At 57.9% G+C, this 23,397-nt stretch carries 19 protein-coding genes and 1 tRNA gene; 7 read left to right on the plus strand and 13 right to left on the minus strand.

The features are described from left to right. Positions 1-20 precede the first annotated feature (20 nt). Both VF629_RS06235 and VF629_RS06240 read left to right on the plus strand, forming a co-directional pair. On the plus strand, positions 21-329 hold the full coding sequence (locus VF629_RS06235) for a hypothetical protein (RefSeq protein WP_331057595.1): 309 nt from the start codon (positions 21-23) through the stop codon (positions 327-329). A gap of 207 nt (positions 330-536) precedes the next feature. Beyond that, on the plus strand, positions 537-968 hold the full coding sequence (locus VF629_RS06240; protein WP_331057596.1) for a hypothetical protein: 432 nt from the start codon (positions 537-539) through the stop codon (positions 966-968). A gap of 58 nt (positions 969-1,026) precedes the next feature. On the opposite strand, the gene VF629_RS06245 is transcribed toward VF629_RS06240, so the two are convergent. The 3 genes from VF629_RS06245 to VF629_RS06255 form a co-directional block, all read right to left on the minus strand. Further along, positions 1,027-2,139, minus strand: a complete 1,113-nt coding sequence (locus VF629_RS06245; protein ID WP_331057597.1) for a hypothetical protein — start codon at positions 2,137-2,139, stop codon at positions 1,027-1,029. Next, positions 2,136-2,771, minus strand: a complete 636-nt coding sequence (locus tag VF629_RS06250; RefSeq protein WP_331057598.1) for an ABC transporter ATP-binding protein — start codon at positions 2,769-2,771, stop codon at positions 2,136-2,138. Before VF629_RS06250 ends, VF629_RS06245 begins: the two co-directional genes overlap by 4 nt. A 274-nt stretch (positions 2,772-3,045) precedes the next feature. Then, positions 3,046-3,369: a Dabb family protein gene (locus tag VF629_RS06255; RefSeq protein ID WP_331057599.1), complete on the minus strand. Its 324-nt coding sequence runs from the start codon at positions 3,367-3,369 to the stop codon at positions 3,046-3,048. A 110-nt stretch (positions 3,370-3,479) separates the two neighbouring features. On the opposite strand from VF629_RS06255, the gene VF629_RS06260 reads away from it, so the two are divergent. Next, complete coding sequence (locus VF629_RS06260) at positions 3,480-3,629, plus strand: hypothetical protein (RefSeq protein ID WP_331057600.1); 150 nt, start codon at positions 3,480-3,482, stop codon at positions 3,627-3,629. A 292-nt stretch (positions 3,630-3,921) separates the two neighbouring features. On the opposite strand, the gene VF629_RS06265 is transcribed toward VF629_RS06260, so the two are convergent. Together VF629_RS06265 and VF629_RS06270 are read right to left on the minus strand one after the other, a co-directional pair. Further along, positions 3,922-4,335 carry a DDE-type integrase/transposase/recombinase gene (locus VF629_RS06265; RefSeq protein ID WP_331057601.1) on the minus strand — a complete coding sequence of 138 codons (414 nt, stop codon included), beginning with the start codon at positions 4,333-4,335 and terminating at the stop codon, positions 3,922-3,924. 225 nt (positions 4,336-4,560) lie between these two features. Then, on the minus strand, positions 4,561-4,692 hold the full coding sequence (locus VF629_RS06270) for a hypothetical protein (RefSeq protein ID WP_331057602.1): 132 nt from the start codon (positions 4,690-4,692) through the stop codon (positions 4,561-4,563). A gap of 38 nt (positions 4,693-4,730) precedes the next feature. On the opposite strand from VF629_RS06270, the gene VF629_RS06275 reads away from it, so the two are divergent. Together VF629_RS06275 and VF629_RS25775 are read left to right on the plus strand one after the other, a co-directional pair. After that, the gene (locus VF629_RS06275) at positions 4,731-4,880 is read left to right on the plus strand and encodes a hypothetical protein (protein WP_331057603.1); all 150 of its coding nucleotides are present in this window, start codon (positions 4,731-4,733) and stop codon (positions 4,878-4,880) included. 338 nt (positions 4,881-5,218) lie between these two features. Further along, a complete protein-coding gene (locus tag VF629_RS25775; RefSeq protein ID WP_414653852.1) occupies positions 5,219-5,410 on the plus strand; it encodes a helix-turn-helix domain-containing protein in 192 nt (63 codons plus the stop codon). Between the two features lie 142 nt (positions 5,411-5,552). On the opposite strand, the gene VF629_RS06280 is transcribed toward VF629_RS25775, so the two are convergent. From VF629_RS06280 to VF629_RS06305, 6 genes are all read right to left on the minus strand, one after another. Then, positions 5,553-11,249, minus strand: a complete 5,697-nt coding sequence (locus VF629_RS06280; protein ID WP_331057604.1) for a hypothetical protein — start codon at positions 11,247-11,249, stop codon at positions 5,553-5,555. 60 nt (positions 11,250-11,309) lie between these two features. Then, positions 11,310-12,053, minus strand: a complete 744-nt coding sequence (locus VF629_RS06285; protein ID WP_331057605.1) for a carboxypeptidase-like regulatory domain-containing protein — start codon at positions 12,051-12,053, stop codon at positions 11,310-11,312. Positions 12,054-12,101: 48 nt separating this feature from the next. After that, the gene (locus VF629_RS06290; protein ID WP_331057606.1) at positions 12,102-12,629 is read right to left on the minus strand and encodes a hypothetical protein; all 528 of its coding nucleotides are present in this window, start codon (positions 12,627-12,629) and stop codon (positions 12,102-12,104) included. A gap of 104 nt (positions 12,630-12,733) precedes the next feature. Continuing rightward, positions 12,734-13,219, minus strand: coding sequence for an OmpH family outer membrane protein (locus tag VF629_RS06295; RefSeq protein WP_331057607.1), 486 nt, complete (start codon positions 13,217-13,219; stop codon positions 12,734-12,736). A 202-nt stretch (positions 13,220-13,421) separates the two neighbouring features. Beyond that, positions 13,422-13,706, minus strand: coding sequence for a hypothetical protein (locus VF629_RS06300; RefSeq protein ID WP_331057608.1), 285 nt, complete (start codon positions 13,704-13,706; stop codon positions 13,422-13,424). Between the two features lie 2 nt (positions 13,707-13,708). Further along, positions 13,709-19,996, minus strand: a complete 6,288-nt coding sequence (locus VF629_RS06305) for a LamG-like jellyroll fold domain-containing protein (RefSeq protein ID WP_331057609.1) — start codon at positions 19,994-19,996, stop codon at positions 13,709-13,711. An 845-nt stretch (positions 19,997-20,841) separates the two neighbouring features. On the opposite strand from VF629_RS06305, the gene VF629_RS25780 reads away from it, so the two are divergent. Then, positions 20,842-21,072 carry a transposase gene (locus VF629_RS25780; RefSeq protein WP_414653853.1) on the plus strand — a complete coding sequence of 77 codons (231 nt, stop codon included), beginning with the start codon at positions 20,842-20,844 and terminating at the stop codon, positions 21,070-21,072. A gap of 303 nt (positions 21,073-21,375) precedes the next feature. Here VF629_RS25780 and VF629_RS06310 read toward each other — a convergent pair. Then, positions 21,376-21,447, minus strand: a tRNA-Arg gene (locus VF629_RS06310). A gap of 164 nt (positions 21,448-21,611) precedes the next feature. On the opposite strand from VF629_RS06310, the gene VF629_RS06315 reads away from it, so the two are divergent. Next, positions 21,612-22,082 carry an Ohr family peroxiredoxin gene (locus VF629_RS06315; RefSeq protein ID WP_331057610.1) on the plus strand — a complete coding sequence of 157 codons (471 nt, stop codon included), beginning with the start codon at positions 21,612-21,614 and terminating at the stop codon, positions 22,080-22,082. 76 nt (positions 22,083-22,158) lie between these two features. Here VF629_RS06315 and sucC read toward each other — a convergent pair whose 3' ends face one another. Further along, positions 22,159-23,355 carry an ADP-forming succinate--CoA ligase subunit beta gene (gene sucC, locus VF629_RS06320; protein ID WP_331057611.1) on the minus strand — a complete coding sequence of 399 codons (1,197 nt, stop codon included), beginning with the start codon at positions 23,353-23,355 and terminating at the stop codon, positions 22,159-22,161. Between the last annotated feature and the right edge of the window lie 42 nt (positions 23,356-23,397).

The following is a 23,397-nucleotide window of genomic DNA, read 5'->3' on the forward strand; positions in this document are numbered from 1 at the left end:
TCTTCCCCATCCATTCGAGCATGCAAGACGCTATTCTAGACCTCGTCCGGCAGGCCCACGCCCTGGCGGAGTCCGCGGCGGTGGCGACCCACGACCCTCAAACGCGCAAACGGTTTGTACTAGCCGATTTATCTCTGCACTTGGTGCAGGCGGCGCTGCGCGGGGAGCAGCCAGACCCTGCCATGCTGAAGCGGTACCTTTTCGGCGTCCTCACCGTGTGCGATGGCTTTGTGCACGACCTCGACCTCAAGGCGATGGCCGCGGCCGTGCTGCCGGCCGAAGAGGCAACGGCCCCGACGCAACCAGCGGCCGCCAGCGGCAACGGATAAGGACCGAACGGACCCCAATGCACCGAGCGCGGCAATGTGCACGGAAGTGAGACGGCTGGCGCTGCGGCCGGCGAACGGCTCGGAACCCGGCGCGGGGAAGCAGCCGCCCCGACTGGGCCCAATTGCAAAAATGCACACTCGCCACGCGCTGCTGATTCGGCACCGCGGCAGAGGCTACGCAGGACAAGCAGCCGTTATCTTTAAGCCATGCCCGACCCGATTACGCTCGTCTCCCGCACCCTTTTCGTTCGTCCCGACTTGCGCGTCCTGGTGGTGCGCTGGCACACCGAGGCCGACGTGGACGTCGTCAAAGCCGAGTACTGGCAAATGCTGGAAGTAGCCGCGGCGCACGACCTGAGCGACTGGCTGCTGGACGTGCGCCGGCGGAACCAGGCGCCGGCCGAGCTCAGCGCCTGGGTGAACCAGGTGTTCTACCCGAAGGCGGTGGCACACATGGCCCCGCAGCGCCTGCGGCTGGCCGTGCTGAGCTCGCCGTACATGATGCAACAGTACGTCAGCGACCCGGGGCATCAACGGGAAGTGGCCTACGCCCTCGACCCGGCCCGCCCCTTTGATATTGCCTTGTTTGAGGATGAAGGCAAGGCCATGAGCTGGCTGCGGCCAGCGGAAGAACTGTAGGCCCGGCAACAGCCGGCGGGTACGTGTGTGGCCACTGGCGTCTTCGCTCGAATGACGCTTAGCGGTACCGGTAGAGCAGTACCCCGGCCGCCAAGGCGCTGCCCACGGCCAGCAGCCCCGTCAGGGCAAACAAGTTGGCCAGGAGCAAGAACAGAAACAGGCCGCAGACAATGCGCAGATAGACGGTCATGCGCTGGCCGGTTCGGTACAGTACGGCGCGCAACAGCAGCGTGACGCCCAGCAGCAACCCGGCCGCCGGCCAGCCGGCGCGGAACCCGCCCGCCGCCAGCAGCCACGCCAGCTCGGGCAGCAACAGCACGGCGTACAACAGCACTTGCTGGCCGTACGCCTGCCCGCGCCCGTAGGGCAGGTTGCGCGCGAAGGGCAGGTACACCAACTCGAACTCGCTGGCCAGAAAGACCAGGACGGCGTGCCCAACCGCGCAGCAAAGCGCCAGCAGGCCCGCTAACCGGCCGTCGGCGCGGGCGTCCGAAAAGGCCAGCAGCAACAAGGCAATGCTCGCCGCTGACGCGACCTTGGTCAGCAGATAAGTGACGCGCTTCGTTGCAATGACTTCGTATAAAAATAGGCTGAAGAGCGGCTTCGGCCAGTTGCGCGCCCAGGAAAGGCCCGCTCGCTGGGCTGGCTTCCCCACCGCGTCGTTGAGCAGGCGCGTGTAGTAGCCCGCGCCCGTCACCGTGAGCAGCAACAGGTAAACCGGCAGGAGCGCGGGCACCAGCCAGTGGTGAAAAAGCAAGCCGACAACCATGGCGTATAGGCACAGCACCACCGGTGGCAACAGGATAACCCCTTGCACCACCGACCACGCCGCCAGCTGCCGGGGCCACGGCAAGGCCGTGCTGCTGTAGGCGAGAAACCGCACGTCGGCGCTTTTCAACCGGCCCGCCACGTAGTGCCAGCTTTTGAGGCTGTAGAGCAAGCCAACGCCGAGCAGCGCGGCCACGCCGAGGGGCTCGCTCACCGACAGGAGCACCAGCCGGAAACCATTCTCGACAATTTGCTGCTCGGTCAGGTGGTTCTGGTTGGGCACTTGGGTCCAGAAGAAGTTGACGAACACCACCAGGAACAACGCAATCAGCCAGCCCGTGTGCTCCTGGTAAAAGCCTCGGGCCACGACCTTGAGCAAGACGCGCGTCAGGGGGTTTTTCATTCGGGGTAGCGCAGGGTGGCGTGTTCGAGGAGCAGCGGCTGCAGGGCCGGCAGCACCTCCGCCGCCAAGGCCTGGTGGGACGACAGCAGGAAGCTCGTGCCTTGCTGGGCGTGCTGGTGGGCCATCCACGAACACAGCACCGGAACGGCCTCGGCGTCCAGGGTGGTCAGCGGCTCGTCCAGCACGATACAAGTCGGGTGGCCGAGAAAAGCGAGCACCAGCGACAGCTTCTTGAGCATCCCACTCGAGTAGGTGCCGACCGGCTCGTGCACGTAGGACGTCATGCGCAGGCTTTCCAGGTAGAAGTCCTCCTGCTGGGGCGGGCCATTCTTGGCCGTTCGAAACAAATTGATGAGCTCGCGGCCGGTCAGAAACTCGGGAAACAGGGGCTCGGCTTCGGCGAAGTTGACCAAGCGGCGGTACGCCACCGCCTGCTTCTTCACGCTCAACCGCTCCGCCAGCAGAATGTCGCCCTCAAAAGGCGTCACGCCGGCAATGGCTTGAAGCAGCGTGCTCTTGCCCGCACCGTTGGCCCCCTGCACCCAGTACATGCCGGGGCCGAAGGCAAAAGAATCGATGCGCAGGACCGCCCGCCCGCCGTAAGTCTTGCTAAAATTGGTGAGTTGCAGCATTAAGAAAAAGATAGCCGCGGCAAGGTCGTCATCTATGCCCACACCAAACCAGCAGCCCACAAGCTTTGACTAGTAAAAGCCGACGCCACGGCCTGCGGCACGGGGCCAAGAGGAAGCGCCCCGGTGCACTAGCCACCTCCGCGCTCGCTTTCTGCGGCCGCGAAGAGCCCCATCCACCTGCACTGCTCCAAGGGGACCAGCCGTCACTTCGAAGAACACCAACCGCGAGCCGGTCACGTCCATACCGGCCGGTGCTCGCCCCACTCCGATACCGTCAGGCTGCTGGCCCCACGGCGTCGTAAATCACAACTTGTTCCCAGCAGTCCGCACATTCTTGGCGAAAGGCCTCGTGCAAGGGGTGCTCCTGGTAGTCCTGCTCGTCGGCCGCGCTGGCAAAAACGCACAGCCAGGAATAGGCGTAGGCCCGGTCGATGACCGCCCGGTCGGTGGCGGCGGGCGTGCCCAGGTGCGCCCACTGAATGGCGGGAATGGCCCGCATCCGCTCCAGCCCGGCCGCGAGGCGGGCCCGGTCGGCGTCGCTGGCGGTTGCCTTCATATAAAACAGGACGTGGTGCACGAAGAGGTGAGGCGAGGTCATTAGACGAGAGAGGTTAGAGGGAAAACACGCACGGGCCAGTAGGCCCGCGGGCAAAATACGGCGTGACGGCCGAACAGAGGCATCCCGAAGTTGCTGCGCCCTCCCCCACCATGCCTGGGGTTCTCCCGTTTTCTTTCCTCCTGCTGCCCCAGCACCTGCGCGAGCAGGGGGTCGTAGCCGGCAAAATCTCCGCGGCTCACAGCACCACGGGGACGGTGGGCGGTGCGGGCCAACAGCATGGAGCCAAGCAGTGGCGCTGAGCGCACTCATTGTGGGCTTCGAGCGTCAGCCGGCCGTCGGCACCGACCAGGCCCTGCCATATTTTGGGGCTCGTGAGCAAGTACGTGCTCATGTAGCGGGCCCAGGTGGCGCTGACGCTGCCGGTGGTTCTACAGCGGCTTTACGTGCTGAATAACCCGGCCAGGAAACGAGGTGAAAGCAGCACACCGAACGCAGAACGCCCTGGATGCCCAAGCCACTGAGGTGTTCTAGCTAAGCCGGACAGAAGAAGGACGTGGTTTGGATTTGGGATTCGTAACGGTTGGGTGATTGCTAGCCGAGCGCGGAATGCCGGCGTTCGGCGTTGTAGTAGGCGATGTGGTGGCTAATGTCGAGCCTGGCTTCGGTCAGGCCGGGGAAGTGGCCGTCGTCAAGCAATTCCGCTTTGAAGCGGCTCCAAAAGGGTTTGGCGTGGGCATTATCGTAGCAGTTGCCCCGCCGGCTCATGCTTTGCCGCGCCCCGTAGCGGAGGAGCAGTTGCTTAAAGCGGGTGGCCGTGTACTGGCTGCCCCGGTCAGAGTGCACGATGAGCCCCGCCCGGGGCTGACGCACGGCCAAGGCGCGGCGCAGGGCCTCGCTCACGAGGTCCTCGGGCATGGTATCGCGCACGTCCCAGCCCACAATTTTGCGCGAGCAGCGGGCGAGCCACACGGCCAGGTAGAGCCCGCCGCCACCTTGGCGCGGCAAGTACGTGACGCCGCCCTACCGGGCACGACCCACCCACATCCGATTGGGGCAGCGGGGGCCGGCTGGCCAAGCAAGCGGTTGGGGCGGCGCGCACGGGCAGGTCGGAACCGGTAGTGCGCGGCACAAACGAGCGCGGCGGCTGCGCCCACGGCCCGCAGCCGCCGCGGGCCATACCGCTGGCTGTGGCGCGCAAACGCCGCACGCACGGCGACTTGCCAGCCCGGTTCAGGAGCCGGTTGTCCCTGCTGCCGGTGGGTGCCAGGCATAGTACGCGCCGGGCGCGGCCTGAAGGACGTGGCAGCGCTGGCGCACCGGTGCCTTGCTGGCCCGCTGGGCAATGTGCTGGTACACGCTCACGGGGTCGGCTGGGCAAAGATGGCCAAGGCTTTTTTAAAATGCCCAGTTCCTGCGCCAGCCGCTTGTTGGCGGCGCGCAGGGCCCGAATCTCCGGGTCGCGGGCCACTTCCATGCTGCCGACTTCGGCCACCGCCCGGGCCTACTGCCAGCGGGAGAGCCGCTTGGGACTGATGCCCTACCGGGTATGACCCAATGCGCGGGCGGCGGCTTGCGTGCTCCGGCTTTCCGAAGCCAGGCGCACGGCCTCGGCCTTAAACACCGCGTTGTATTTGCGTCGTTGCTCGGGCGACGACCCGCTCTTTTTGGCTGTCGTAACAGAAGAAGTATACGTTCTGCCCGGCATTCCTAGACCGCCTCACCCCGAGACATAGACCGTATGCAATCTGTCCCAATCACCACATGCAAACCATTATTACAACGGGCGTATCATATGCCCAGCTCCTCGAGGACTTGCGTGCCTTAGTCCGTTACGAAATACACCAAGGGTACACAGCGTCGCCCCCCTCCCGGTCTCGAAGCTGCACAAGTGCTGTCGGTACCTGAAGCTGCGAAGATGCTAGACATCTGCCTGCAAACGCTACACGATTGGAAAAGGGGTCTGCTCCCGTATCACAAGCTTGGCGGGCGCACCTACCTTAAACGGTCCGACGTATTGGCAGCCTTGCAAAGGCACCAACGCTCCTTCGATAGCGTACAAGCGCTTCATAACCAAAGCTGATTGTTTCAAAGCAACTCTGGATAATCGTTCCTTACCATTTGAGTGCTCAAAACGCATTTTGCGGACAACAGGGCTTGGAACAGCTTGATTGACAAGGCCGAACCAACCATATAACAGCATGGCAAACAGGTTCGCTGCTCGGTCATTTGACGGTTTTTGATGGCAAGTGAAGACTACTGGAGGTACGTGACGATGAACACCCCTCGCTGCTGTAAAAGGAATCAGTATCAAATTTCTCGTTCGTGCTGTCCCAAACCCAATCGTGCTTTATCCTATACACCACAATTCCGTTGGAATTTTCGGCAATGCATGACCAACCCAAATCCAAGGCTTCTTCGCATCCGTTCATTAAACGTCTTCGCATCACCACTACTCGACCAGTTTGCGGGTCGTAGAGTGACTCACAAACAATAGGTTTAGGAGCACAGTTGGGATAGAAACCATCTGCCACCATTCTTGCGGTATTATATGTCACGCTGCGCGGGTTGATGTCTTTTTCTTCGCGCTGCCGTTGCGTGGTGGGGCCGCCGGTGCCTTGCACCCATGAAGTCACGCCAGTGGGCAACCAATTGGCTTCGGTCATGCGAGCGTAATTATACGCGTATTCCTTGACGATGCGTTCTGCGCTCGGGTTTCCGGTCCCGATGGGTGTCAGCACTTCCTTGTAGGCCCGCATCATTTTGCCTGCGGCGTCGTATTCAAAGCGCGTGTACAGATTCTCGTTGTCCAGCACGTGGGTTAGTTGGGCCGTGTGCGGGTCGTAGACGTAGGCAGTGGCCGGACCCTCCACCGGCTGAAACCGGAAGTCATCCACGTAAACGGGTTGCGAACCGGTATTGCGGCAGCCAAAGGTGAGCTGAGTGCCCGTGGCTGGCACGTCCACCAGCAGATTCAGCAAACGCCACGCTCCAGCCTGCTTAGTAGTGGGAGAGCCGATGAAAGCGTACCCCAATTGGACGCCGTCCGCCTGGGCATACAGCTGGGCGCCTTGTCCGACGTCGTTGCTGTGTACCCAGCAGCTTAGCCGGTACTTCCGTCCGCCGCGCACCTCGCTGCCCAACAGGGCCTTGTAAGTAAAGCCCAATTCTTGGGGCATCAGCTTGGTGCTGTACAGCCCCGTGTGATGGTATTGGGCCGACCGCCGTCCCCCGTCGCGGACTTCTCCGCTGAAGTGAACAACGCCGTTGCCTTGGTCAACTTGGTCTTCGGCTCCTGAATAAGCCACTTCGGTGTACCGCGCATTCACGGCGTTTACCAAGCGTTGGGCTTGGTTGTAGCCCAGTTTGGAGGAGGAGTATTGGCCGTTGACGTCCGTTGATTCTACGGGTTTGGAGTAATGGTCGTACCGGGTAAATTCCCCGGCTTTCAGCCAGCCCTTGGGCTGACCGCTCAACGGCAGGCGGGCCCAGTCGAAGGGGGTAAAGTCTCCATCAGCGTAGGTCCCGTCGGGGTTTAGCCGCGGCGAGGACCAGACGTAACTCTCGTGGAGGCGCCAGATGGGGCGAGGGTCGTCGCTTTGGTCGGTGTACGAGTCGGTGGTGGCATTATAGCCCCGATAAGAAGCCCAGGTGTCTTTCCACGTTTGCACGTTGGCGGCGACAACCGCCTGGGTGCCGTTGGAACGCACCTTATAGGTATATGAGGCGGCCTCTTGGCCCAGCATGTTGCGGTTGCTGAGATTTTCACTGGCCGGGCCCATGGCCGCGTAGTTGGGCAGGGTATAGGCCGGCACAATCTTCGACCGGTACAACTCGTTCAGGTAATTGCGAAACGAGGATTCGACCACCATGCCGGTATAAAAATCAAACTTGTCTTTGTGCGCCCGCGAACTGATGCCGTTAGTCGTCGTTGTGGTGCCCACCAGCACCGTGGGCAAGTACTTCTTGGTGGACCGGTTGACGCGGTAGTAAACGTTATCCAACAGTTCATGGGTCATGGCGCCTTCCGTGTAAACGCCCTGGCCCGCGATGCCGTCCGGGTTGGGAATGGTGTTGCTGTATTCAAAGGCCGTTTGGGCTTCTAGTTCGCCCCGTCGATTGAATTTCTTGATGGATATTGGCTGACCGATGGAGCTAAGGTTTACGGTGGTCACGTTGTTGTACGTGTCCAAAGCCCGGAAGCCTTTTTTATCATCATTGTGAGGGTCTTTGGAGTCTTCACTTTGCGCAAGCACGCCTCCTCCGTTTTGAGAGCTCGATTGTATCATGGTCGAGGAAGGAGTCTGGAAGGTGTATTCCTCCCGCACATCATAGTCTGTGGCCGCGTTCGCCCGGAAAGCGCCCCGCAGCACCGTCACTTTGCCGTAGAGCACGGAAGTGCCTGGGTAATCAAACAATTTGTCGAAAGGGCGGGCTTGGCGTTCCACAAACACGGGCTCCTTGGAGATAACGCCGCTACTGGTTGCTCCGGTGGGCAAGGAGGTGGTGTAGCGGTACAGCACCTGGTTAGCCCGGCCCATCTCGTCAACCGTAGCAATAGCGGCCACCCGGAGGTCTCCGCCGTTTTTGTTCAAAGGCCTTGACAAGGTAGCCCCAGCGTTGATGAAACCAACGCCGCTACAAGTCGCACCGGGAGGCAAGTTCTGGGAAGGGCCGCAACTCGGGTCTGGTCCCGTCGGAATATTACTCGGGTCAACCGTCACCACGCTACCGCTAATGTCCGTGATGGTCAAGTTTGCCGAAGTTGTGCACGTGGAGGTAGAAGTCGTGGTACAATTGGAACACGGCTCCCCGCGGTCATCAGTATTAGTGGGATAGGTACATTCGTAAGCGTAGCTGTACGTCACCACCAGCGTTTGGCCTACCCGAAGGTAATCCGCGGCATTAGGCACGTCGGTCGTAAAAATGTTGCTGCCATCTGTATTTGACAGATTAGCGGTTTGCTCCAAAGGATATTCTGAAACTTTGGCGTATTGGTCCCGCTCATACATAAACCGCGTTTTACCACCCAGTGGATTGGTTATTTCGGTCAAGGACCAAGCCGATGCATCTCGGGTGGCCGTGGCGAAGTCCGCGCTGACTTGATGGCTCTTTTTGGGGGCTTGGTTGGTGTTTAGGCTAACCCCGCTTTTGTACATGCCGAACCCGTCCCAAGACGCTTTGTCATACCAGGGATTGTGGTCGTATGCAAATTTGAAGTCGGGGGTCAGCTTGGTATTGGCCGGGCCGTAGGTGGAGAGACTTTCGAGGGTCAACTTACCGGTGCGGGTGCAGATGAAATTGTTGCCGTCCAGCGAGGGAACGGGAAAGGTGGCCGCAAACGAATTGGGGGCGTAGTTGCACAAGCGGTAACTGTAGTTGAAAACCACTCGCTTAAGGGCGCGCTGGTTGATAAAAGCGCGGACGCGACCATCCGCGTTCAGGTCGTGCTGGTCCAATACTTCTTTGTAGGAATCGTAGCGTCCAAGCTCCCTCCAGTCCTGGTTGGCGTTGTTGTTGGCGGTATTCACGGACAAAGCCGGTATCACCGGGCCCGAATCGCCAGTGAGGCGGACGCCGTCCTCGGTTTTCAGCTTGGCCGCGTCGTCGTTGTTGAGCAGGACGATTTCATCCAACCGCAGAGAGGAAGCGGGATGGGTTTCGTCAATGCCCAGATTCGAGGGCTCCGTGGCTTGAAAATGCCCCCGGCCATCATTGCGAAGGCTTTTGACAAACAAGGCCGTGTGCGTGCGCGTGGTGATGGAGTTGAGGTAGTAGGTTTCCTTAATTCCCTCAGCGAAGGAAACGTCGTTAAAGCTGTCCTCTGAATAGCTTTCGCCGCTGTAGGGTTGGCGCCATTTATAGGCGCTCGAAAACTTGCCGTAATCAAAGCGGACCCAGCCGCCCCAGTCACTGGGGTCCACCGTGCCGTTGCCGCCGCCGTGCTCCCCTCCCCGGTCCACGTAGTCCGAAGACGTAATCGCCGTCAGCAGCCACGTGGTAGCGTAGCCTCCCCGTTCGCGAGTGCGCGACCCCATGGTTTGCGTGGACACGCCCGCGGTCTGAGCACCGGCCGGGGCCACCAACTGGCGCGAGCGGCTGAATTGGACGTAGTGGTATACCGGCAAGGAGTAGTGGTACGTGGTACCGTCTTCCGACGTAACGGCAAAAGCGCCCACCCCTTTGCCGGGCAGCGTCAGGCGCCATGGGTTATTGAGTTGCTGGTCGGGTCCGGGCTCATAGATGGGCTCCGGCTGGCAGGCAGGCTCCTGGGAATAGGGGTCATAGGGCACGTCCGGACAGGTGGTATAATTGCCGGTAAAGACCGGCTCGCCAGCGACCCACGCCGGGGTCGGCCGATTAGCCTCCAGAAACGAGCCATCCCCCGGCCCATCAGGGGAGGCACTGTACATACTCAAAATCTCATCGTTGCTGAACCACTGGACGTTTTTGCCTTGCACGAACTTGCGCTCTCGCACGCCAGAGCTTGCGGAAAATTGGTTTACAATGCCTTTGCGGGCCGGGGCGGTGCGGTCGGTGAGGGCGTTGCCCCCGTACACGTACGTTTTGGGGTCTTTTAGAACGAGGACGCCCTTGGACGGGTAGGGTTGTTCCACGGCGACCACGCCCGTGCGCTCCGAGGTGGTGGCCGCCGACGGCGTGAATTCGTGGTAGTCGTAGCCGTTCGAAATGCTGTTTTCGTAGCGAAACGGCACTTTGTAATCTGACAAGTAAGGCACCGCCGCGAACTTGTTGTGTCTCTCCAGCCCCTTGTAGGGAAAAGCCAGGCTGCCCACTTCCAGTCGATACGGGCGGATGTTGCCCGACACGCTGCCGCCCATCACCGAGAAGTCATCGTGGGCGATGCTCAGAGGGTTCTTGTTGCTGCTCCAATGGTCGCTACCTGGTGCGTTGTATTGATACAAGTCGGCGGCCGGGGATGACTGGAAAGAGCCGCCGCCGTTTCGGGTGGCCGAGGTAGCGAATTCTGGTGATTGGGTCCCACCGGTGGCCAGGCTACCTTGGTGTACGTTCGGGCTCGGGTTATCTCTGGGGGATTGGTTTTTAACGCTTTGGCTCATGCGGTCAAAATAGAGCGAGCCGTACATGAACTCTTTGCGTTCGTCGTTATAGAACACCCAGTAGTTGGTGTGGAGGAATCCCTTCTTTTCTTTGACAGTAGGTTCCCCCAGTGCGCCCCCCGTGCTGCTGGCTTTGCCAAGTAGCACGGACGTGGCCACGGCACTTACTACATCCGTTCCAATCTGCTTGGCGGCCACCGCGGCGACAGCTGAGACAGAGCTAGCCGCTCCTAGGGTCGCGATAGTTACAGCAGCACTGGCCATGGCTATCGGGTCAACACTAACGCCCTTGCTGTCCGCATGAATGCCGACTAATTCCCCAGAGCTTATGTTTCCACCACTCCACCCCAGTCCAATAAGTCCTATCAGACTGGCGGAACCATGGTGGCCCGTATTTGCATCCCAGCCAAGCTCCAGCACCCCTGGTACCCCTCCGTTCCACCCGCGGGTGATTTGCTGGTTGTAGGTGTGCTGGCTTAGCTCACCCGACGCATCGTCCGGATAACCGTTTAACGACCGTGCAATAGCGCCGGCGTTCAACGACCAGCCCAGTCCTACCCAGGAGGCTTCTTGCTCTAATTCAATTCCGGCCCGATACGTTAGCGGCAGCGAAAAGCTGCGGTCCGGTCCGGGGACATCCAACACGGGAATGTTGTACGTCAGATTGCCCGTGGTGAGGTCAACCAGGTCCGGTGAGCTGCTGGCTTCGTAGCTGGTGAACTCCGGCTGGCCCGGACCCATGATGGCCCAACCAATGCTGGGCGCGAGCAAAGACGTCAACGTTTCGAGCAGTAAGAAGCAGGCGATGCCCCGCACCAGCGGGCGATTCCCGAAAAACATAACGGTAGAAGTTTAGATATGGGTCAGGCGTTTTGGGGTGAGCTTAGCAGCCTAAGCAGACTATTTGGAATTGAAGATGACTGACCGCGTGTTGGCCAATAGGTTAGCCGCGGGATACACTTTCTTTCCGGAGCTGCCGTCGTCATAGGTTGTCGCAACGGGATTGTCGCCCGTGGCCCGGACCCGCACGTTGGCGCCTTGCGCGCTGGTAAGGCCCGCGTCGGACAATTGCGTTTGGCTAACTAGCTCGGTGAACGTTCCGTCAGCCTGCGTGGGCCCGCCTAGCGTGAGCGCATAGGCACTGGCAATGGGAGGAGGTGCCGGCAAATCGTAGTTTTGCAGGTAAATGCGGTAATACCGGGGTTGGGACGTGGTGGGCGTCGGGCTGACGGTGCCATTTATTTGGAATTGATTCCCCACCTTGGTGACTCGCACCGTTACCAGCGAGGTGGATACTTGCCCCAACGTCACTTCGGGCAACACCGCCCCGCCCGAACCGCTTGTCGGCACATACGTCCACCAATAGGTGCCATACCCCGTTTTGGTATACGAAATCTGGTGGTTGCCGGCGGGCACCCCACTCAAGGTAAACGTCCCATCCGCGGCGGTTTGCGTAGTCACTTGGGGTGAAACGTCGGTCACGGTTACCAATACCCCGCTGCGGTTGGCTTGAGCGGCGCCGAATTCGTCGGCCAGTTTGATGGTTCCCGTGAAGGACGGGGTGGGTTTGGGGTCTTCTTTATCAGATTTACCGCAGCTGGTGGCTACCAACGCGCCCACGAGCAATAAGTAGGATTGTTTCATAAGAGCGAGAACTAGTTGACTTTGAAAAGGCGGAAGACAGTGGCCTGCTTAGAACTGAAGTGCGGGCAGGTCTTGTATGTCGTTTGCGGAAAAAGCAAATCGCATCGGTCCTAAGTTGAACTGGGTGTCGCGGTAGGAAATGGTAAACCCGCGGGTGATATCCAGTTTGGGAGCTGCAAACACGAGCAGCACCGTAGAACGCCCCGTATTTCCGTATTGCCGAGGGTAGGTCGCCGCCAGAGCTGATACCGAATCAGCCTGGCCGGCCCCCCGTAGGAATACGTTTTGGGCAATGCCGTTGCTCAGGTAGCTAATGGCTTGCCCAAAGGCCAGTTCGTCGCGAATGACTCCATTCTCAATTTCGGCGCCGTCGCGCGACAGCGCCAGGGTGCAGTACACCTTCCCGAGGTAAGTGCGACGGACAGCATCCAACGTGGGCGCTGTTGCCTCGTTCTCTTGTCCGGCTAGCTCCTGGCTAACCAATAAGTCGGTGGGGCGGTAGCTGCAAGTGACCGTGGCGCCGTTTATTTCCTGCGTTTGAGTTAACCCGTGCTTGGAGTCATTGAGGTAGGCCAAATACTGAGGCTGCTCAAGTGCTGAATTACATCCAGTAGTAAGTAGCGCCAAAAATGACAGCACACTGAAATTAGGATGTGGTAGGAAAGTGAAAATGTGCCGGCTCATTTGACAATTGAACCCGGATGTTGACGGTCGTATTGCTCATTCAATCCTTTCAGCACGTCGCTAGTGATGTCGGTACCCTCAGCGGCGTACACGATGTTGCCGCTTTCGGTGGCGCCTAGGATGAAGGTGTAGCCTTTGGCTTTGCCGTACTGTTTGATATAAGCATTTATCTCGGCTAGTACGGCTTTGGTCAAGCGCTGATTCTCTTGCTCTGCCTGTTGCTGAACTGCTTCGCGGTAACGCAGAAGTTGCTGTTCTTTGCTACTGCGAATGGCGACAGAAGTGAGATTGAGTGCTTGAAGTTCCGAGGTCAATGAGTCAAGACGCTGTTGCCACACTTTGGCTTTCCTTTGGAATGTCTCATGCTGAGCGGTTGCGCCGTGATAACCCTGCATGAGCTTATTAGGGTTTATGTAAACGGCGGATAATTTAGTAGTGCAGGATGTCGCAATTAGCAAAACAAGCCAAAATGAATTATACATTTTTCTCAAAACAAGAAATTAAGTTTAAGCACTTATTAATATGAGAGTTTTATAAATACCGTACCCAGACGTGAAACGATGCTTAGAGTCTACACAATAGGCAATCTTTTAACATATGTCAGAGCACGTAAATATTTTATTCGCGCTACGAGGAACAATACATGACTTAAAATATAATCTCTGCATTAAAGTTCAATTAATTTCAGGATAATATCTTCTGTACCTCTCCTTCGCCTAATGGCTCTCTCCCCTCACCAAAAGTGAATTTTGTTCCTATGCTAAAATGCTCACCTAGAAATTCTCTATTCAAAAAGGTAATTTCTGCTTCTCCTTCTTGACCTGGGTATAATTTATCACTAGAAATCAGGTGTATCACGCCTGACTTTTTCATCTCTGGAATAAAGTTAAATACCGGTCCATAACCTGAGCTAAACGGTGTCTTACGTCCGCCTAAATACACCCTGATTTTTGCCTTTATCACAAACATGGTTATGGAATATGGGGCTTAAGAACAGGGCTAAATTTTAAAGGAACTGCTTTGAGCAACTTTAATTGGTCTGCTGATATGCTTATCGCGTTCATGCCATCCGCTTCAAAGAAAGTTGCGTTTCTTAAAACGCTATTTGGCACTTTTACTCTCATTACTGTATGTGGAACCTTATAAATCCCTCTGCTAAATAACCAATTATTTCTACCATAAGTAGCTGCTTCTGTAACTGTAGGAGCAAATAATTTCCCTGTTTCATAATTACTCTGATTTCTAAGTCCAACCTGTGCTATATCCTCTAACTCTGCCTGTGAAACAGCTCTGTAAATATTAGTTGAGAGATTAGCAACTCTTGCTTCTGCAAGCACAGGAATTATAAGGCTTTCCAATAAAAAACTTGGCTCTATTCCATCTCCAGGGTAATTAGTGCCACCCGGCAAATAATCAGGATTGTATTTCCGATTCCATCTATACAATTCATTTGCTTTAGCGGTAGCTATTTCCTTACGGAACTGAGGAGTGGAAAGGGCATTATCTGGAATCCAATTACCTATTCTTGACCTGGGTGCTAGAACACGTGGCAAGGCCATTGCGCTAGGCAGAATCAATTTAGAAGCAATAGTTGACAAAAATTTGGACCCTTGTGAAGCACCCGTGACAACAACTTCAGCAAGTTGAACTGGGTCAGAAAATCCGCCGTTTGGATCTACTCGCGAAACGGGATTATTTCCCATGCCCACGTAAGGCGAGTAGAACTGATTTTCAGGGTCGTAGCTTGTCCACCTTCCAATTCGGTCATTGTATAAACGTAGTTCGAAACTTTCAAACCCCGTTTCTGCATCCGTTTCTGCGTACTGCCCTTGGTAGCCATAACGGTAACGCTTATTGCCCACCGCGTAGTTTAGCCCAACTAATGGCGAACCATAAGCATATTGGTGCTGCTCCTGCACAATCATGCCGCCGGTTTGTTCCACCGTCAGATTATCGAAATATACCGCGGAACCCTGTCCAGTCGAGCCAGCAATTACTTCCACTGTACCGCTTTGTTGAGCACGCACGCCTACGCGCAGTGACTCCCAAGAACCGTTACCTACTAGGTAGTTGGTGTACGTACCTACTTCAACTCCCTGGTCATTCAGCACCCGGTATTTTATCCAGCCCTGTAATGAAGTAGTTGTTCGGAACTGCGCAGCACCTTTGTCTTTTTTACGCTGACCAATTGCAAAGCTTAAGCCAGCCGCAACGCGGCCCAACCACTTTCCAGGAGTTGTACGCGTAGCCATTAGCCGGCCGTCGATGCCTCGTACAGGCACTTCGTCGGAGTTCGCCGCTGTTCCGAGCAACAAGTAGGGTTGCATCCGGGCACTCGAGTTCGCGGCGCCTAGGTCTTGCAACAACCCTTGCGCCGAGAAGGTAATGGTATCCCCTTTTTCCACGGTTAGCGTCCGTTTCAACTCCGTGCCGGGTGCCTGGCTGTCTGAGAACTGGGCCACGTAGCCGCCGCTCGGTGCGCCCGAGAAGGCAGCGCGGTACAAGTTGTTGTTTTGGAACGCTGCCTGGCTGGATACGCCGCTCAGCTCCATCGTCTCCGTTTTGGTTTCAGTGGTGGGCTTGTGGAATACCACGCGGGCATTACCCAGGTTGTCGTTTAGCTCGTAGCGGTAGTCTTCGCTGCCATCGTCGAGGCGGGTAAGGGTACCTACCCGCGCCGAGCCGTAAAGCGGCACTTCGCTTCGCTGCACGGCATTGCCAGTTTGCGGGCCTTGCTCGTACACACTCAGCACATTGCCGGCTACGTCGCGCACGTAGTACGTGGTGCGGACCTGCCCGGCACTGCTGCCCGCTCCGTAGCTCTTTTTGCTGACCCGAAAGCCCCGGTCGTCGTAGGCGAACTCCACGACCGGCTGTTGGTGCGCGGCATCGAGGTACACGCCGGTAGTTTTACCGGACACGTTGTAGGTCAGGTAGCGCTGGCCCTGCTCGTCACGCTGCCGGGTCATCTGGCCCAGGGCGTCGTAATCGTAGTCGAGCACCGTAGGGCCGGTGGCTCCCCCGCCGTGGACCTCGGTCAGCTTGTTGGTGTTGGCAGCATACTTGTAAGTGAAATTGTCCGTAACCGCCCCACCTTGGTTGGTGCGGCGCAGGGACTGAATGTTGCCGTTCTGGTCGTAGCTCAGGCCACCTTCCTGATATGCCTGAGAAGGGCTGGCAACATACGTGGAACTGGCCAGAGGCCCCGCGATGGTGAGTGCGCCGAAGTTAGACTGCGTCAGTTGGCCCTTGGCGTCGTACTCGTAGCTGGATTGGCGGTGGACCGGGCTGCCGGCCGTGCGCCACGAGGCCGTGCGAATGGTGCCGTCGTAACGGAAAGGGTTCACGAGCGTGCTCGGGCTAGCCAGGTTCACAGCAGCTTGGGCGCGGCTCTGGTAATCGCCGCTAAAGTAATTCAAGGTCAACGCAAACAGGTCCTTGGGCCGGCCGTTGCCAGCGGGCGAATCGCCGCCCGGGTCGAGGCGGCCGTTGACGTGGTTGATGCCCTTGAGCCAGCCTTGCAGGGTGTACGTGTAATCCATGCCCTGCAAGCCATTGGCCAACTCCACGCGCTTGAGCGGCCCGTGCAGGTAGTAAAAGTACTTGGCCTGCAAGGTGCGGGCCACCCCGTCCGGGCTGGTATACACCTGGTAGAGGCGCTGGGCGGCATCGTACTCGTAGTGGTGCCGGAAGGCATCGGGCTGGCCGGTCTGGTAAGCCACTTCCAGTACATTGCCGCTGAAGTCGTACGTATAGTCCAGCGTTTTGACGCCCACACCGGTGATGTTCTGCACGACCCATGCTACCCGGCCCAACTCGTCGTAGCTGTACCAAGTGGTGACCTGGTCGTTGCTGGTTTTGGCCACTGCACCCAGGGTAAACTCCTGAGTCCGGCCGTTCAACTGAGCATCCTGAAACGGCAGGTCGTACCAGATTTGGCTACGCTGGGTGCACCTCACCGGGTCTAGCCCACCCGACCGGGTCCGGTCTTCAAGGATGCTTGGCTGCAAGACGCTATTACCGGTCGCATTGGTCGTCAGGTGGTTTTCGAATACATGGCCCGCGGTTTGACCGGGGACATACTCGCCCGATTCCACCACGCGGCCCAACTCGTCGTAGTTAGAGTACGAGTAGCGGCCCGCTGGGCGCTGCAAGGCGCTTTGCGAGAAGCGAATGCGGCCGTCGCGGGCGTACACGTACTCCGTGCGGCCCTCATCGGTGCTCTCCGTGCTGAGCAACTTTCCCAAGGTATCATAGCTATTGCGGGTCACGAAAGCCGGAGCGGTAGCATCGGTTTCCCGCATCAGTTCGACGTCATCAAAATAGATGAATTGACGAGCACCGATGGTATTTGACTCAAACCCAACATCACACTGGCCATTGGTGACTTCTATGCCCAAAATTTCCAGTTGCGTCCACGCTCCGGTAGGTCCATTCGGCGTGAATGGAATGGTTGCACTCATTAAAGGGCCACCGTAATTGCGAGCTATCAGCAAGGCCTTGTCTTGCCCACCGCTTCCTTTTACCCAAGCCCGTAGCGTGTAGCGCCCATTGGGCAGGTTGGAAATAAGTTGATGGGTGAAGGCGTAATAAGTGCCCGGGCCGTCGTAGTGCGTGCCGTGGAGGGTGCCAGAGTGGGCCCCGCCATAGGCTTCAGTGTGAACAGCGTTTGCGTTTCCATCGGTTTGCCAAAACTGCGCCGGCTGCGCCCCACTGGGGTCCAAATCAAAACTTGGATTTTTGACTACGTTCCCTTGCGCCAACCCATTGGGCGCCACGGTGGCCACGACCCGGCCGGCATCATCGTAATAGGTGTAGCTGAAATTGCCATAGTGCGCTTTGTAATAGAAATACTGAGTGCCGCCCAGCGAAATAAAGCGGTAGAAGCCCGGCTGCAAAGTCACTTGGATGCCCGGCGAAGGACCACGAGGCGTGATTTCGTAGTCGGTGCTGTCGCCGGTTTGCAGGTTTTTGATGCGCACCCAATCCCCCACGGTGAACGTAACTGAGGCGGGTCCCGCGGCCGGAATATGCACGTCCTGAAAGGCCGGGGCATTGGCATCGTACGTATTGGCCGGGTCGGTGCTGATGAAGCCAAACACGTCCACGGTCGGGTACTGCGCGCCGCTTAGGCAAGTAACTAAGGTCTGGCCGTCCTTGTTGGTGACGACAATGTTTTCCCGCCCATCCGCGTCCACCGTCACTGTTTTGCTGCCTTGGTATTGCAACGTGTTCAGTGGGCTCCCCGGCACAAACTGGGGCCGCAGGCCCGCATAGTGGTCAAACTCTTTGCGTAGGGGAAACTCACGACTGCGTCCTTCCCGGCCCGACCCCATGCGGAAATGTTCACCCGGCGCGGCGGCGCGCTTGATGCCACCCCAGGGTCCCTCGTATTGTTCCACCAAACTGTACGGATTGTGCGCCGCGGGGGTGAGGGGCTCCAACTGATTTTGCTGGCTGTAATAGTAGCCCAGGGTGCCGGGCGTGGCCTCATCCAGCGGGTCAGGACTGCTAGCCTTCGCGCCTTCGAAGTTGTCGGGCCCGTAATCCAGAGTGGTTGGGGTTCCTCCCCCGAGAGGAGTAGTCGTGGCTGTTACAAAATGCTCCTGATAGCGGAAGCTTTGGTTGTTGATGGGCGCCGCCAGGGTTTGCAGCACGGGTTGTCCCCCGCTGCTGTAGATGGTTTGCGTCGCAAAGACATGTCCATTGGCGACGTTGCGGGCCTGGGCCTGGGTAGCCCGGCCCAGGCCGTCCGTGAACTGCTTGCTTTCGGCAATGACGTTGCCATTTCCGTCAAATGTGCGGGCGATGGTCCAATTGCGGTTTAAATCCTCGCTGGGATTGTTCGGAAGTGTTGAGGTAACGGTCAGGGTAGCCGTCGCCTGAGCCGTGCCGCACCCGTCCGGGCCGGCGGCGGTGACGACGTAGGTAGTCGTAGCGCTTGGGGTTGCCGTAACCTGTGGTCCAGTGCTGGTGCTAAGGCCCGCGGTTGGTGACCAGCGAATGTCGTCGGAAGCAATCGGCGCGGCCGGTCCGGATAATAGACGACTGGCCCCGTTGGATAAAATACCCACGTGGTGTGTCAGAGCGGCATCTGCCACTCCAACTCCGCTGTTTTCGTCGAAGCGCCAGTAGCCCACCAACCCCGAGGATGTGCTAGCAACCGTTCGGTTATAGTCCGAAGCAATCTCGGCGGCGTTGCGAGCCCGGTTCCAGATGCGCAATTCGTCAAGTCGACCTTCGTAATGACCATATTGGCCGCCGCCGATGTATACTGAGGGCCGAACGTCGGTTCTAGGGCTCGCTACGCCAGTGTGAACGAGCGCGCCGTCCACGTACAAACTCGGCCGGCCGTTAGTATAAACCACCGTTAGGTGAGTCCACCTATTGGCCAACGCTCCCTGCCACACCAATGACGCGGGCATATAATCCGAGGCGTGTTCATACACACTTATTCCGTTCGTGCCCACGGACACCCCCATGCCGGCCTCCGTGCTGCTTAGACCGCCGCTAGCAGGGAAAATAAGGTAGCGCTGCCCCGCGATGCCTCCGTAGAGCCCTTGGAATGTATTGAGGTCACCTTCCGGGTCAATTTCGTGAGTGGCCGTGGGCCAGACCCACGCTTCGACGGTAAACGTACCGGTGGTGGTGGCGAGTGGCGAGCCAGCAACGGGGTTCACTGCAACGATGTCATCGACGCCGTCGAAGGCCAGCGAATGGCCAGCTACGTTGCTCGTGGCACGCAGCGCCGTAGGGGTATTTGCTGCAATGGTGCCGCTGGGTGGGGTCACGCTCACGCTCACCAAACAGGCAAATGGGCATGTGTAGTCGTACAAGTAACGCGCTTCAGCACTGGTCAAAGCCCGATTATAGATTCGGGTCTCGTCGTAGAGGCCTCCTCCTGCCAAGAACACATGACTTCCCCACACGCCAGGCATTGTCATGCCTAAACGCTCTTCTAGTAATTGGCCGTCTTTGTACAGCCTGCCAACGCCTTGGTCGAATGTAAAGATGTACTGCTGCCAGACATTGAGCGGAAAAATGTCGCCGGTCAAGTGAATCCGGGTTGGGATATCTGTGCCCACATAGATTTCCCCGCTTGCAGTGGAGTGAAATGCAAAAGTCCCCCACCTATCCCAAACCGCTGGTCCATAATCAAAACGCTCCGTGGGCCTAATCCACCAAGATATCGTATAAGCAGTCGGTTGCCAATTTACTGGCAGTTCCACCGCTACATGTCCTCCGTCTGGCACGTTCACAGCACCCGAACCCTGTATGCCGGCCGTCGGTGACCACGTGCTTCCGGCCGTGATTCCAGCATTATACTGCGGGCCAATGGCGTTGTATGCCACGCTGCCGGCTTGCTCGTCGAACGGGAGACGCGTCACCAAGCCCCCGGTAAGAGAACTGCCGCAGGGCGCTTGTGCTCGCGACGCTGAACCGAGGCCGGTCACAAAAGCAATTAGAATAAACAGGCGGTGTAAAGATGTACCCATGCGGGGGCGGTGGTAGTGGACGTGGGGCGAGAGCAGTGGCGCGTCGGCGCGCAAGAGGTGTCTTGCAACGATGACGTAGGTATAGTATTTTTTCAGAGGCCTAGCGATGCGTTTGCACTCCTTATCAAACCTGGGAAAGGACGGTGGCTGGCCTTGGCTGTGCTAACAGCCGCGCACGGCCGAGCCATGCAAACGAAGTTGCGAACTGCAAAAGGGGGCCTGGACACATGAAGTAATCGAAGGATAGCAACTGTCGCATTGCCGACAGCCAATGCAGAGGGTAGACATGGTTGCAGCCGGTGTATTACGGGCTCTTACCACCACTGCAAATCAACCCAAGCTCGAAAGCGGAGCAGATTCACTGAGAAGTGCAACAAGTAATGCTGCACGGTAAAGAAGAGTGTCGTGCAAGTGGAAAAGGGAAGGTCCACTCGCGAGGAAAGGTGAAGCAAAGCTAAGCAGAAGGACAACGAGCAAGCAAGTCCTTAAAGAACTATATTATTGCGAGGACCAATACAAGTATAGGGGATATCATTAATTTGCCTGTAGAGAGAACCTGAGGTGGTCTAGGGAAGGCGGACAGAAGAAGGACGTATATTTCTTCTGTTATGGCAACCAAAACCTGTGGGTCGTCGCCCGACAAACGACGTAAGTGCGACTCGGCCTTTCAGGCCGAGGCCTTGCGCTTGGCCAGCGAGAGCCGCAGCACGCAGGCGGCCGCGCAGCAGTTGGGCATCAGCCCGAAGGTGCTCTACCGCTGGCAGCAGACAGTGAGCCGGTACCGAAATCGGACGACAAGAGCGAACTCGGTAAGCTCTGCAAAGAGGTGGAGCAGTTGAAGTCAGGCTAGGCCTCCGAGCAAACCCGAAACATCGAGGAGAAGGTGAATTCGGCCATCAGCGCTGGCAAAATCACCGCTACCCAAAAAGATGTCTATATGGCCTTGCTGAGCGCTGACTTCAATGACACCTACAAGATGCTGAGCGTGATGCTAAGACAGCAGTCTGTGGCGAACTGCACCAAACATGCTGCAGTGAGGAAGCGACCGAGGGAATAAAACAAGAGCAAACTGTGCTGTTTTCCCCTATAGTGTCCCCTATAAAAAACAAACCCCGTTTCCAGCCTGGAAACGGGGTTTTTAGTGGCCACGTTAGGAATCGAACCTAAATCAAGAGCTTCGGAAACTCTCATACTATCCGTTGTACGACGTGGCCAGGTCTGGATAGGACTGCAAAAGTAGCCTCAAAAGCCAAGGCGACCAAATTGTGGGGTCAATTTCCTAAGCTCCTCTTCGGGCGTGCACAACCCAGGGGCCGGAAAAGCAGTTAAGCAATCGAACCTATCTGGTTTAACACTTCAAACTCTCTATCCTGATTTTATGAAAAAGAACCTGTACACGGCCGACGCTTCGGCCGTCGGTGGCCGCAGCGGCCACGTGCGCTCCGCCACGGGTGTCATCGACATGGAAATGTCGGTTCCTGAAGGGCTGGGCGGCAAAAAAGGTGCTACCAACCCCGAAGAATTATTCGCCGCCGGGTACGCCTCGTGCTTCCAGCAAGCGCTGCTCGTAGCTGCTACCCGCAACGGCGACACGCTCGACAAGGAAAGCTCGGTGAAGTGCTCGGTTACGCTTTTTCAAGAAGGCGAAGCCTACGGCCTCAGCGCCATTCTGGACGTAGACCTCAAGAAATTTGACGAAGCCAAAACCATCGAGATGGTTCGTTTCGCCCACAAAATCTGCCCCTACTCGGTGGGCACCCGCGGCAACATGGAAGTGGAGCTGCGCGTGGAAGGCAAAGCCATTCCGGTGCAAGCCGAAGAAAACGCCGGCGTCGCAGCTAATTCGTAGCGTCACCGGTTATTACTGGCAACGAAAAGCCCCGGCTGGACATCCAGCCGGGGCTTTTCGTTGCTGGCAGGCGTGATTAGGCCGTGGCCAGCACTTCTTTTACGCGGGCAGCGGCGTCTTTCAGCAGCACAGCCGACGATACTTTCAAGCCGCTCTCGTCGATGATGCGGGCGCCTTCTTCGGCGTTGGTGCCTTGCAGGCGCACGATGATGGGCACGCGGATGTCGCCGATGGCTTTGTAGGCTTCTACCACGCCATTGGCCACCCGGTCGCAGCGCACGATGCCGCCGAAGATGTTAATCAGGATGGCCTTCACGTTCGGGTCCTTCAGGATGATGCGGAAGCCGGCCTCTACGGTCTGGGCGTTGGCTCCACCCCCCACGTCGAGGAAGTTGGCAGGCTCGCCGCCGCTCAGCTTGATGATGTCCATGGTAGCCATGGCCAAGCCGGCGCCGTTCACCATGCAGCCCACGTTACCGTCGAGCTTCACGTAGTTCAGGTTGTTCTGGCTGGCTTCTACTTCCAAGGGGTCCTCCTCGTTGAAGTCGCGCAGGGCCACGAAATCCTTGTGGCGGTACAGGGCGTTTTCGTCCAGCGTCACTTTGGCGTCAACGGCCAAAATCTTGTTGTCCGACGTTTTCAATACCGGGTTGATTTCGAACATGCTGGAATCGGTTTCGTCGTAGGCTTTGTACAAAGCGGTAACGAACTTCACCATTTCCTTCTGCGCGTCGCCTTCCAGGCCCAGGTTGAACGCAATTTTGCGCGCCTGGAAGCCCTGCAGGCCTACGGCGGGGTCCACGTGCTCGCGGTGGATTTTCTCGGGGTGGGCCTCGGCCACTTCCTCGATGTCCATGCCGCCCTCGGTGGTGTAGATGATGACGTTTTTACCCAAAGCGCGGTCCAGCAGCACGCTCATGTAGTATTCCTTGGGCTCGGAAGCGCCGGGGTAGTACACGTCCTGGGCCACCAACACTTTGTTTACCAAGCGGCCTTCGGGGCCGGTTTGCTTGGTGATGAGCTGCATGCCGATGATGTTGCCGGCAATTTCCTTCACCTGCTCCAGGTTTTTGGCGAGCTTCACTCCGCCCCCTTTGCCCCGGCCACCGGCGTGAATTTGCGCCTTGATGACGTGCCAACTGGTGCCGGTGTCGGCGGTCAGTTTTTCGGCGGCAGCCACGGCTTCTTCGGGCGTGTCGGCCACGATGCCTTCTTGCACGCGGACGCCGTATTTTTTCAGGATTTCTTTGCCCTGATATTCGTGAATGTTCATAAAAACGGGTAAGGGGTGGGGTTAGCTATGCTCACACTCGGT

Source organism: Hymenobacter sp., from assembly GCF_036388155.1.
Lineage (GTDB): Bacteria > Bacteroidota > Bacteroidia > Cytophagales > Hymenobacteraceae > Hymenobacter.